The following is a 12,005-nucleotide window of genomic DNA, read 5'->3' as shown; positions in this document are numbered from 1 at the left end:
CCGCGCCCCGTTAAAGTTAGCCGAATGTCCAGAAAGCTGATGTCACTCGTCGCCTTGCTCATCGCCCTCTACCTGTTGCTGTGCGCAGCGCTGTTCATTTTTCAGCGCTCGCTGATCTACTTTCCCCAATCCGGCAGCGCCGTCACCGCGCCGGATTCCCGGATGAAACTGGCGATGCCGGATGCTGATGTCTGGGTGACCGTTCGCGAGCATACCGGGCCGAAAGCGCTGATCTACTTCGGCGGCAATGCCGAGGACGTGTCGCGCAATCTGCCGTCGTTCAGTGAGGCCTTTCCCGATTACGCGGTGTTTTTGCTCAACTACCGGGGGTTCGGCGGCAGTGGTGGTTCACCCTCCGAAGAAGCGATTGCCGAAGATGCGCTGGCGTTGTTCGATCAGGTGTACGCCAGCCATCCGCAGATCGCCGTGATCGGACGCAGCCTGGGATCGGGGGTGGCGGTGCGATTGGCCAGTCAGCGCCCGGCGACACAGCTGATTCTGGTAACGCCGTACAACAGCCTCGAAGAACTCGCCGTCCGGCAATACCCGTGGGTGCCGGTGAAGTGGCTGCTCCGGGATCGTTTCGAATCGGGCCGCTACGCCGTGCACGTTCGCGTGCCGACCTTGCTGCTGGCCGCCAGCGATGACGAGGTGATTCCACGGGCCAGCACACAGCGACTGCTGGAGAGTTTCCCCAAAGGCGTGGCGACCCTGCGGGTGGTGCCGGATTCGGGGCACAACTCGATTTCCGAGCGGGTGCAGTATCTGCGGTGGATGGGGGATGTGCTCAATCGCTGATGCCGATTATTGCGTTGGCTGAACTGGCCCCTTCGCGAGCAAGCTCGCTCCCACAGAGGTACGCATTGCAAAGGTGGAAGCGAGCCTGCTCGCGAAGACGCCAGTGCAGACAACCCCAATCCAGGATTGCCCTGCCCTCCTTTTGAAAATGCGATCCCCTGTGGGAGCGAGCTTGCTCGCGAAGGGGTCAGTGCAGACAGCACAAAATCCGGCTCGCCTGCCCCGCATCAGCCCCGCAAAAAAGCCAGGTGGCCAGCATGAACCAAGTCCGAAAAGCCCAGTCCTAGTGGCGCCGCAATTCGCGACTGCCCACTTCAGCACTGTCCTTTTCCCAGAGCCTGCCGTCCCATGCGCCATGCCGTTCGCTCATCACGCTTTGTTTCGCTGTGCCTGCTGATCCTTGCCCCACTGTTCACCGAGACCGCCCACGCCAGCGAAGAACGGAAACTGGTAGCGGCCATCAACGACTACCGCGCGCATCCGCAACGCTGCGAACGCCGCCCGGTCCAGCGCCTGGCACCACTGGCGCTGAAATCGAATCTGGTGCTGCCGATCGGCTATGGCTACGGCGGTGGCTTGCGCGAGACCTTGAAGTCCTCGGGGTATTCGGCGGTGGCGGTGCGCAGCATCCGCATTGTCGGCGCCGGGGATGCCGAGGAAGCCTTTGAACAGTTGCAACACAGCCATTGCACCGCACTGCTCGACGCCCAGTACGCCGACATCGGCGTCAGCCGCTCCCGTGGTGAATGGCAAGTGGTGCTGGCGCAACCGGTGCTCGACAGCCGCGTCGGCGACAACCGCAGCGTCGGCAAGGCGCTGCTCGCCGAGGTCAACGCTGCCCGGGCGCGCCCACGGATGTGTGGGCGCCAGCGCTTCGCCGCCGCCCGTCCGCTGAGCTGGAACCCCGCGCTGGGCGCCGCCGCGCAAGGACACAGCAAGGCCATGGCCTACGGCAACTACTTCGCCCACCGCGACCCGGACGGCGATCTCCCGGCGGATCGCGCCCGGGCGGCGGGTTATCGGGGGCGGCAGATCGGCGAAAACATCGCCGCCGGCCAGAGTTCACCGGGCAAGGCGATGGCTGGATGGCTGGCCAGCCCCGGGCATTGCGCCAACCTGATGAACCCGATGTTCACTCAGGTCGGTGCCGGATTCGCCAGTGAGGCGCGCAGTGATGAAGGGGTTTACTGGACGATGGTGTTTGGTGCGCCTTGATTTTCGGGGTTGATGCGGCTGGCCCCTTCGCGAGCACGCTCGCTCCCACATGGGTTCAGCGTAAACCGGACCCAATGTGGGAGCGAGCCTACTCGCGAAGGGGTCGGTACGGACAACATCAATCACTCGGGCCGCCGCACTGTTTGTAATCGGAAAAGTATGAAATCGAGACCTTCGCCGGATCTCAAACAAGCAATCCGGCGCTCTTCAGCAGCTCATGCAATCCCTTTGGAACCAATGACCCGTGCTCGCTGAAACTTGCACTGTCATGCCAGCGGATGATGAAGGGAGCCCCGTCGCTTTCATGGCCATGAATTTGCGCACGTTCATACGTGCGAGGATCGGCAAACGTCGCATCGTAGACCTGGACAATCTCATGCCCCGGTTTGCCGTTGTAGACGAACAGACTTTCAAGTGTGCCGAGCAGGCGTAAGTCGGTCACGGACAGCCCCAGCTCCTCCTGTACTTCACGCACGATAGCCTCGGCACTGGTCTCGCCGAATTCAATACCACCGCCAACAGGCCGAAAACAGATTTGCCGGCTGACCGGGTCACGAAATTCGTTAACCAGAATTTTGCCGTTATGGTGAAAAACACAGATTGCGAGCGCGCGAATACGTCGTTCGTCCATGGGATGAGGTCCGTTTACAGATGTGAGGCGCAGAATTTAACCACGATTCGCGCTGCACATCTGTGGACGCCTAATGCAGCAGGTCACCTCAGACCGGAGAAATCGTCGCGAGCATTCCAATCAGAATGGTCAACGTCAAAAACCCACCCAGGAAAATCGCCATTTTGTTCATGCTGCTCTCCTCAATACCGAGCTTGCGGTGCACCGGGCGCTTCGGGATGAAGGACTGCCGCAGGTGACCGGACTGCAGGGCCATTTTGATCGCCTGACTGAACCGGAAACAGAGGCAGATCCAACAGAAAAATACGGATCAGATGCCCATCTGATCCGCTCTGCCCATAGCCCGGTATTCAGATCGGCACACGAAGGTTCGTAATCCGCCGCTTTGAACTAGAGTGATTGCCGTCGCGTGAAGAACAAAAACAATCCCAGGAGTGGTCAATGTCCGAACTGAACCTGCACCCCAACGCCGCCGAATCCCTGAAGCGCTGGCACGAGATGATCCGCACCGGCAATCTCAAGGCTCTGCCTGAACTGCTTGATCCAAATGCGGTGTTCCGCTCACCTATGGCCCACTCGCCCTACCCCGGCGCGCCCGTGGTGACGATGATCCTCAACACCGTGTTCGACGTGTTTGAAGATTTCAAATACCACCGCGAACTGGTGACTGCCGATGGTTTGAATGTGGTGCTGGAGTTCAGTGCCAAGGTGGGGGCGAAAGAGCTGAAGGGGATCGACATGATTCGCTTCGATGAGAGCGGGAAGATTGTCGAGTTCGAAGTGATGGTGCGGCCATTGAGCGTGTTGCAGGCTCTCGGCGAAGAGATGGGGCGGCGATTGGGCGCCTACCTGGCGAAAGCGAAACCTGTGTAGGAGCTGCCGCAGGCTGCGATCTTTTGACTTTGACTTTGACTTTGACTTTGACTTTGACTTTGACTTTGACTTTGACTTTCAAAACTAGAACAAAAGATCGCAGCCTTCGGCAGCTCCTACAGGGGGGTTGTGGCACAAAAAAAGCCCACTGACCGTTACCGGTGCAGTGGGCTTTTGTGCGAATGGCGTCTAGTTACAGCGCCATGTCACGTGCAGCATTTTCCTTCGGTGCTTCAGCTTTTTCAGCTGCAGGTGCGGCCGGAGCAGCAGCCTGACCAATCACCGGAGGGGTTGGCAGTTCGAGGATCTTGGCGGTGTATGCCCACTCTTGTGCCACTTTGGCCGGATCGTTGTTCAGCTGAGTGCCGTAGCTTGGCACGATCTGGTGCAGCTTGGCTTGCCACTCAGGGGTCGCGACTTTTTCTTTGAAGACTTTCTGCAGCACGCTCAGCATGATCGGTGCAGCGGTCGACGCGCCTGGCGATGCGCCCAGCAGGCCGGCAATGGAGCCGTCTTGTGCCGCAACGATTTCGGTGCCCAGTTTCAGCACGCCGCCAGCGGCTTCATCACGCTTGATGATTTGCACGCGCTGGCCGGCTTGCCACAGGCGCCAGTCTTCGGCTTTGGCGTTCGGGAAGTATTCCTTCAGCGCGTTCAGACGGTCTTCATCCGACAGCAACAGTTGACCGGCCAGGTACTCGACCAGCGGGTATTCCTTGATGCCGACCTTGGTCATCGGCCAGATGTTGTGGGTGGTGGTGCTGGTCAGCAGGTCCAGGTACGAGCCTTCTTTGAGGAACTTGGTGCTGAAGGTCGCGAATGGGCCAAACAGGATGACGCGCTTGCCGTCCAGAACACGGGTGTCCAGGTGCGGAACCGACATCGGCGGTGCGCCAACCGAAGCTTTACCGTAGGCCTTGGCCAGGTGCTGCTCGGCGATGGCCGGGTTATCGGTCACCAGGAACGAGCCGCCGACCGGGAAGCCAGCGTATTCCTTGGCTTCAGGAATGCCCGACTTTTGCAGCAGGTGCAGAGCGCCGCCACCCGCGCCGATGAACACGAACTTGGCGTCGGTTTCGGTCTTGGTGCCGTCTTTCAGGTTTTTGTAGCTGACGCGCCAGGTGCCGTCGGCGTTCTTGGTGATGTCTTCGACTTCACTCGACAGCTTCAGGTCGAAGTTAGGCTTGGTCTGCAGGTAACCGGCGAACTGGCGGGTGATTTCGCCGAAGTTCATGTCGGTACCCAGCGGGCTCCAGGTGGCCGCGATTTTCTGGTTCGGGTCACGCCCTTCCATAATCAGCGGGACCCACTTCTTGATCACAGCCGGGTCTTCGGAGTACTGCATGCCGGCGAACAGCGGGCTCGCTTGCAGGGCTTCGTAGCGCTTTTTCAGGAACTTGATGTTGTCATCACCCCACACGAAGCTCATGTGCGGCGTGGTGTTGATGAACGAGCGAGGGTTCTTCAGAACGCCTTGCTGAACCTGCCAGGCCCAGAATTGACGGGAGACCTGGAACGCTTCGTTGATCTCGACGGCTTTCGGGATCGTCACGTTGCCTTTGTCGTCTTCCGGGGTGTAGTTCAGCTCAGCCAGGGCGGAGTGACCAGTACCGGCGTTGTTCCAGCCGTTGGAGCTTTCCAGGGCGACGCCATCGAGACGTTCGACCATTTCCATCGACCAGCTCGGTTCCAGCTCATTGATCCACACACCCAGGGTGGTGCTCATGATGCCGCCGCCGATCAGCAGAACGTCGACTTTCTTTGCTTCTGCAGCATTGGCGGACGACATCCCCATCGCCAAAGCCAGCCCGAGCAAGGCTGTGTTCACTTTCTTAAACATCCGTTGCACCTATGATAAAACGCCTTCCGCCCGCCGCTGTTGTGGGTATGAGGGCCTTTTGTCGCGACACTCAGGCCAGGGTCGCGGACACCTTCACACTGCAATTTTGACGGGTGGGCACACAAGGCCGACGTACCGCATCGACCTCAGTTAATGTCCCTTCTGAACTGACTTTTTATCATTATTGGCTTCAGCTACTTGAGCGACAGGGATTCCGTCAGCCTGCCAAACGGCAAGCAAACTGAATAAGGTCAAACCAAGTTGGCGCGAAGAATATCACGTCAGGGCAAACCCGCGCGTCTGTTCCCGACTTGAGAGTCTTTTTCCGCTGTGGGCGTTATCGGCCGGTTTGGGCTGAACATGATCGCCGAAACCTGCGGTGGCTGAGCTGACCCCATCGCGAGCAGGCTCACTCCTACAGGGAATGGGCTGCTCTCGCGATGGCGGCACTACAACCGAAACCGATCCACCGACAACGCCAGCGCCCCCGCCAGGCTTGACAGCTCATCGGTAGTATTGGCCGTCTGCCCGATCACTTTGCTGTTGCCCTCGGACATCCCGGCGATCATTTCCACCTGATGGGCGATTTCGTTGCTGGCATGACTTTGCTCGCCAATGGTGCGGGTGATGTCGTTGACCAGTTGCGTGGTGCTGAGGGTGGCGTCGAGGATTTCGCGAATCGCCCGTTCGACTTCAGCGGTGACCGCCATGCCCTTGTCGACCTGGGCCACGCCGGCTTCCATGCTGCTGACCGCTTCGCGGGTACTGTGCTGGATGCGTGCGACCATCGCAGCGATTTCCTGGGTTGAGGCGCTGGTGCGTGCCGCCAGGCTGCGCACTTCGTCGGCAACCACGGCAAAGCCTCTGCCCTGCTCGCCGGCCCGCGCCGCTTCGATGGCCGCGTTGAGTGCCAGCAGGTTGGTCTGGTCGGCAATGCTCTTGATCACCTGAATGATGTTGAAGATGCCTTCGGATTCCTGATCCAGCGTACGGATCACCTGCGCCGACTGTTGCGCCGAGCGGGCGATGTCGTCCATGTCGCTGACCACCTGATGGATCACCTGCCCGCCGCTCTTGGCCAGCGACTCGGCCTGATTGGCCATGCCCAGCGCGCGTTCGGCATGACGAGTGATTTCCTCGATGCTGGCGGTCATCTGGCTCGCGGCGGCGGCCATGGTGCCGGCCGCGGCGCTTTGCTGTTGACTGCTGTCAGCGACCTGATGGCAGCCGTGGCTCAACTGCTCGCTCATGCCGCTGACGCCATGGGCGTTGCGCCGAACGACGTCGATCATGTTGCGCAGGTCGCGCTGCATGGTCGCCAGACTGCGGATCAGCGTACTGGCCTCGTCCTTGCCGGTCGGCTCGCTGATCGGCTCGCTGAGATTGCCGTGGGCGATGCTTTGCGCAATATGGTTGGCGGATTTCAGCGGCCCCATGATGCTGCGGGTCACCCAGCGCCCTTGCGCCACCAACAGCAACAGGCTGGCGAGTAACACCACGCCGAGGGCGAAGTTGGCATTGCGAATCGCGCTGTCGGTGGCCTGGCTGGTGTCGCGGGTATTGCTTTCAATCAGTTCGCTGAGGGCGGCCATCTGCGTTTCGAGCTGACTGAATGCGGCATTGAACGTGCCGAGTTCCCGCTGCGCGCTGTCCGGGTTGTCCAATGCGAGGCCGACGATGCGTTCGGCGGCCTCGATGTAGGTGTCCAGGCTGGGCTTGATCTGCTCCAGCGCGGTCTTGATGGTCGGGTTGACCGGCAACTTCAGGTTTTCTCCCAGCACGTCGCGAAAATGCGTGGCGTGTTCGTTGATCGAGTCCCGCACCTCGCCAGCCGTGCCGGTGCTTTTGCCCAGGCCCACCAGCATTGCCGAGTACACATCGGCCCGCAGCGCGTCGTGCATCATGTCGGCTTCCATGTGATTACGCAGCGCGCTCATGCTCACCGCGTTGTCGTTCACCGCTGCGGACATGCGCGTATTCCCCACATAGCTGACCAGACTCACGATCAGCGCCGTCAACAGACTGGTTGCAATCAGCAGCCGCAAACGCAATTTGATCGACACCGTGGGTTCCTCCCCTGAGGCGCGCCGAATGCGCCTTTCAGGATTTCAGTTAAGCTTATTTGTGCAGATGTGCCGCTTCAGAGCGTTTCAGCAAGTATCCGCGTGTTCAAACGGAACTCCGGCAAAGGTCGCACCTCTGAGATTATGTAGTCCTTCCTTTTTGCTTCGCGCTTGTGGAGGAACATCGTCATGCGCAAGTTAGTGCTCATTTCTTCTCTTCTGCTGTGCCTCCCTGTCGGCTCGGCTCTGGCCCGTGTCGATGCTGGCGATGTCGCCACCTCGGCGGGCGTTTCCGCATCGCTTTACTCGACCTTCAAGGATCACAAAATGGTGATCCCGGCGCGCGACGACCTGTCAGCGTTCGTCGCCAGCGGCGGGGCCATCCGTGGGGTTTATCTGGAGTCGGTGCTGCAACAGGTGCGGCACGACAACCCCGGCCTCAATGCCAGCGATGAAGACCTCGCCAACGCGATTCTGGTGCATTACGAAGGCCTCAATCAGTAGTTGCCAGGGACGCAGCGGCCGATGGACGGCAGCTAAGGGCGCATAGGCAAAACCGTCTGACGGCCTCTATGATGGAGGCCATGACGACTCTTGCGCCTGCTGCGCCTTTGCGCTCACCCTGCCCGCCCGGCGCCTGCGATTGCGGGCGCGACGCGTTGCTGGAAACGCCGGGCACGGATCTGCGCATTCTGCGCCTGACCCGCGAGCAGGAAAAAATCCTCCTCGCCCGCCTGGAACAACTCAAAGACCTCGCGGATTTGCGGCATCTGCAACAGCGCATGCACGAGCAATTGGGCCTGCGCGTGGAAATCGCTCCGGGGTTTCATGAGGTGCGCAGCATGCTCGGCATCGAGATTCAGATCGAAGACCTGCCGGGGCTGTGCCGCAAGACACGCAAGTCGATCCCGACGGCCATTCGCCGGGGGCTGAACAACCATCCAGAAATCGCTTTCGAACTGCTCAACGCCCACGACTTGCTGCGCGACACCTGATCATCTCTTCATGCCAACCCGCTTGCGCATCTCTGCGGTGATGCTCTGGCGGGTTTTCTTCAGGTCGGCCCACGGCTCGTCGCCGACCTCGTTCAGACGCTCATGAACATTGCTGATGTTCCACTGATTGCCGCCCTTGATCTCGGCCACCTCTTCGCGAAACAGCGGTACCGACACCGGCAGTCCCTCCCGGGTGCGCGCCGCATAGGCACAAATGGTGGTGGCGCCCAGACCGTTGCGCAGGTAATCGATAAAGATCCGCCCGACACGGTTTTTCGGCCCGGACACCGCGGAAAAGCGTTCCGGCAACAGCTTGGCCATATGGCTGACGATCGCATGGCTGAAATCCTTGACCTCGTCCCAGCCATGCTTGCGCGTCAACGGCACCACCAGGTGAATACCCTTGCCGCCACTGGTCTTGAGAAAGGCTTTGAGCCCGAGTTCATCCAGCACGGTGAGGGTCAGCGCCGTGGCTTCGACCATGCTTTTCCACGGCAGCGCGGGATCCGGATCGAGGTCGAGAACAAACCGGTCAGGCTTGTCCAGATCGACGGTGGTGGCGTTCCAGGTGTGCAATTCGACCGTGCTCATCTGCACTGCGCCGATCAGTGCTTCGGCATTGTTGATCAGCATTACCGGTTGCCCGGTAACGTCCTTGTCCAGTGTGGTGATGCCGGGAATCGCCAGGCGCTCGGCGTTTTTCTGGAAAAACAGTTCGCCGGCAATGCCGTCCGGCGCCCGCACCAGCGCGACCGGGCGATCCTTGAGCTGCGGCAGGATCCACTCGGCGACGCTGGCGTAATACTCGGCCAATTGCATCTTGGTGGTGCCGCTGACCGCATCGATCACCCGATCGGGGTGGGTAATGCGCACTTTGCCGCTGGCGAGGCCGAGCTGTGATGGCGCCGCTTCGGCTTTCTTCGGCTCAGCAGCTTTCTCTGATTCTGCAGTTTTCTTCGACGCGGCAGCTTTTTTCGACGGGGTGGCTTTCGCTGAAGTCTTCACGGGTTTCGCGCGCTCCTCGGTAATCGACCTGGCCGGTTTGTCATTGCGCAGACCATGGAACACGGCGTGACGTACCGAGCCGTCCTTGGTCATTTCGGCGAACGCCACTTCTGCCAAAAGATTCGGTTTGAGCCAGTGCACGCCCTTGGCCTCGAAGCCACTCGGTGGATTGACCACCGCCGCCTTCTTGACCTGCAACGGCTTGAGCTGGGCCAGGATGCTTTTCAGTGTGGTTTCGTTAAAACCGGTGCCGACCTTGCCGGCATAGCGCAGCTCGCCACTGTCGCGATCGTGCAGGCCCAACAACAGCGCGCCGAAGGCACTGCGCGCGCCTTTCGGATCGGTATAGCCGACGACCACAAATTCCTGCCGATGCTTGCACTTGAGCTTGATCCAGTCGCTGCTGCGTCGCGACACGTAAGGCGAGCCGAGACGTTTGCCGATCAACCCTTCCATCTGCATCTGGCAGGCGCTGTTGAGCAGTGCGTCCGCCGTTTCATCGAAAGCTTCGGAGAAGCGCAGCAACGGCTGCTCATGCCCGCCGAGTACCGTGGACAACGCCGCGCGACGCTCCTCGACCGGCACTTCGCGCAGGTCGACACCGTTGAGGTACGGCATGTCGAACAGGTAGTACAGGATGCTCGCACTGCGCCCGGCTTCGAAGGCGTTTTGCAGCGCCTGAAAGTCCGGTACACCCTGCTCGTTGGTGACCACCACTTCGCCGTCCAGCCATGCCGATTCCAGTCCCAACTCGGCCAGTGCTTGCGCCTGTTGCGGCAGTTTGTGCGTCCAGTCGTGACCGTTGCGGGTGAACAGTTGCACCTGATCGTGATCGATGCGCGCCAGGATCCGGTAGCCGTCGAACTTGATCTCGTAGCTCCACTGCCCTTCCGGTGCGCTGTCGACCAGCGTCGCCAGTTCCGGCTTGAGCTGCGCCGGCAGTTTGGCCTTGCGCGCCCCGGTAAGTGTCCCGGACGCCGCTTTGCGTGGTTTGGCCGGGGCCTTTTTCACCGGCTTGACTTGCTCGGCGGCGAGCTTGGGTTTGCTGATCAGGGTGCGTTCGCTGAGCACGCTGTCCGGCTCCGCGCTGAGCACATCGTAGTCGTCTTGCGCGCGCGCGGCGCTGTCCTGATGTTTGATCAGAAACCAGTTTTCCTTCTTGCCCGGCATGTGCGTGCGCACCAGATTCCAGATGCCGGACAGCTTCTCACCCTGCAGCTCGAACTTGAGTTTGCCCTTGGCGTAGGCCTTGGCCGGATCCTCTTGCGGAATCCACACGCCGCGATCCCAGACGATCACATCGCCGGCGCCGTAATGCCCTTCGGGAATGCTGCCCTCGAACGTCGCGTAATCCAGTGGATGATCTTCGACGTGCACCGCCAGGCGCTTGACCTTGGGGTCGAGCGACGGCCCCTTGGGCACCGCCCAGCTCTTCAGCGCACCATCGAGTTCGAGGCGAAAGTCGTAATGCAGGTGCGAAGCGTCGTGCTTCTGGATGCAAAACTGCAGCGCATGCTCAGTGGCCTTGCTGCGTCCACGGCGCTTGACGGCGGCGGGTTCCGACGTCGCGGAAAAGTCGCGCATGCGGTTGTAGTCATCAAGGTTCCTGGTCATGGCGCACCTGCCTTGTGTCAGCCAATGCGGGTCACGGTCAGCGCGACCACGGCGATCCGATCCACGCGCTGGTAACCGGGGTTCAACAACTCTTCACCGAACACGTCGGGATCCAGCTCGCGATAGGTCCAGCCGAATCGCGTCGAATCCAGTCGTGGCACCACGGTGTCGAAAAACGGATCGTGGCCATCTACCATCGCCACGCCGGTGTAGAGCAGCAACGAGCCACCGGGCGCCAGCCGATTGAGCGCCTGCTCGACGATGCGCAGCGACAGCCCGGCGCCGAGCGAGCCACCGCCGTGCCGATAGGCGCGACCGGCCGGGTCTGCCATGTACGGCGGGTTGGCGACAATCAGGTCGAAATTGCCTTCGGTGCCCTGCAGTACATCACTGGCCTGCACCTCGACATTCGCGACTTCGGCCAATGCCGCATTGATCGCGGTCAGGCGCAGCGCGGCGGGGTTGATGTCAACCGCCAGCACTTGCGCTTCACGCCGGGCGCGAGCAATCAGGATGGCGCCGACGCCGGCACCGCAGCCGATGTCCACCGCGCGCTGAATCGGCGCGAAGCTCTGTTGCAGATGCGCGTGAATCAGTTGCGCAAAACGATAAGTGTCAGGGCCGAAAAACACCGAATCGGCGGCATCGGTGGGAAAGCCGGAATGCACGAACAACAAGTCATCCAGACTCGACCAGCGCACCCGGCTCTTCAAACGGCCGTCGTAGACGTCAATCACTTGGGCATCCTGCAATTGCCGCTGTTCGTCGGCGGACAGCAGTCCCGGTTCAAACGGACGCGACCAGCCGAACACATCGCGCAGGGTATCGGCGACCTGCCCTTCGTCACGCTGATTGACCCGCTGATGGGTCAGGGGCGTCGGCGTGATGAAACGGTAGCCGTCGGCCTGCAAGCGCCGGCCGAGCTGCAGCAGCGTCAGGTCATCGGCGGACAGTTGTTCTTCCTGATTCAT

The 12,005-nt window shown here is 60.8% G+C and carries 11 protein-coding genes and 1 pseudogene; 6 read left to right on the top strand and 6 right to left on the bottom strand.

The features are described 5' to 3' along the window. Positions 1 to 24 precede the first annotated feature (24 nt). Both ACIP8I_RS16065 and ACIP8I_RS16060 read left to right on the top strand, forming a co-directional pair. The gene (locus tag ACIP8I_RS16065) at positions 25 to 798 is read left to right on the top strand and encodes an alpha/beta hydrolase (protein WP_400762332.1); all 774 of its coding nucleotides are present in this window, start codon (positions 25 to 27) and stop codon (positions 796 to 798) included. A 348-nt stretch (positions 799 to 1,146) separates the two neighbouring features. Next, entirely contained in the window at positions 1,147 to 2,013 is an 867-nt protein-coding gene (locus ACIP8I_RS16060) for a CAP domain-containing protein (protein ID WP_400762330.1), read from the top strand. Between the two features lie 184 nt (positions 2,014 to 2,197). On the opposite strand, the gene ACIP8I_RS16055 is transcribed toward ACIP8I_RS16060, so the two are convergent. Continuing rightward, positions 2,198 to 2,644, bottom strand: coding sequence for an NUDIX hydrolase (locus ACIP8I_RS16055; protein ID WP_400762328.1), 447 nt, complete (start codon positions 2,642 to 2,644; stop codon positions 2,198 to 2,200). Between the two features lie 73 nt (positions 2,645 to 2,717). Here ACIP8I_RS16055 and ACIP8I_RS16050 point away from each other — a divergent pair, with 73 nt between their 5' ends. Continuing rightward, complete coding sequence (locus ACIP8I_RS16050) at positions 2,718 to 3,020, top strand: hypothetical protein (RefSeq protein WP_400762326.1); 303 nt, start codon at positions 2,718 to 2,720, stop codon at positions 3,018 to 3,020. Between the two features lie 65 nt (positions 3,021 to 3,085). Next, a complete protein-coding gene (locus tag ACIP8I_RS16045; protein ID WP_400762324.1) occupies positions 3,086 to 3,517 on the top strand; it encodes a nuclear transport factor 2 family protein in 432 nt (143 codons plus the stop codon). Positions 3,518 to 3,710: 193 nt separating this feature from the next. Here ACIP8I_RS16045 and mqo read toward each other — a convergent pair whose 3' ends face one another. The 3 genes and pseudogenes from mqo to ACIP8I_RS16030 all read right to left on the bottom strand — a co-directional run. Next, positions 3,711 to 5,357, bottom strand: coding sequence for a malate dehydrogenase (quinone) (gene mqo, locus ACIP8I_RS16040; protein ID WP_400762322.1), 1,647 nt, complete (start codon positions 5,355 to 5,357; stop codon positions 3,711 to 3,713). A 449-nt stretch (positions 5,358 to 5,806) separates the two neighbouring features. Next, a complete protein-coding gene (locus ACIP8I_RS16035) occupies positions 5,807 to 6,532 on the bottom strand; it encodes a methyl-accepting chemotaxis protein (protein WP_400762408.1) in 726 nt (241 codons plus the stop codon). Positions 6,533 to 6,664: 132 nt separating this feature from the next. After that, positions 6,665 to 7,420, bottom strand: a pseudogene (locus ACIP8I_RS16030) (HAMP domain-containing protein); the annotation flags it as partial. A 189-nt stretch (positions 7,421 to 7,609) separates the two neighbouring features. On the opposite strand from ACIP8I_RS16030, the gene ACIP8I_RS16025 reads away from it, so the two are divergent. Further along, positions 7,610 to 7,924 (top strand): DUF2388 domain-containing protein, encoded by a 315-nt coding sequence (locus ACIP8I_RS16025; protein ID WP_007962425.1) that lies wholly within the window; start codon positions 7,610 to 7,612, stop codon positions 7,922 to 7,924. Positions 7,925 to 7,992: 68 nt separating this feature from the next. Continuing rightward, positions 7,993 to 8,415: a hypothetical protein gene (locus ACIP8I_RS16020; RefSeq protein ID WP_400762320.1), complete on the top strand. Its 423-nt coding sequence runs from the start codon at positions 7,993 to 7,995 to the stop codon at positions 8,413 to 8,415. Here ACIP8I_RS16020 and ligD read toward each other — a convergent pair whose 3' ends face one another. Together ligD and ACIP8I_RS16010 are read right to left on the bottom strand one after the other, a co-directional pair. Continuing rightward, positions 8,416 to 11,034, bottom strand: a complete 2,619-nt coding sequence (gene ligD, locus ACIP8I_RS16015; protein ID WP_400762318.1) for a DNA ligase D — start codon at positions 11,032 to 11,034, stop codon at positions 8,416 to 8,418. 17 nt (positions 11,035 to 11,051) lie between these two features. Further along, the gene (locus ACIP8I_RS16010) at positions 11,052 to 12,005 is read right to left on the bottom strand and encodes a methyltransferase (protein WP_400762316.1); all 954 of its coding nucleotides are present in this window, start codon (positions 12,003 to 12,005) and stop codon (positions 11,052 to 11,054) included.

The sequence above is a fragment of the Pseudomonas sp. NPDC088414 genome, assembly GCF_044753325.1.
GTDB lineage: Bacteria > Pseudomonadota > Gammaproteobacteria > Pseudomonadales > Pseudomonadaceae > Aquipseudomonas.
The sequence above is the reverse complement of the archived record's forward strand: the minus strand, read 5'-3'. Positions and strand labels throughout refer to the sequence as shown.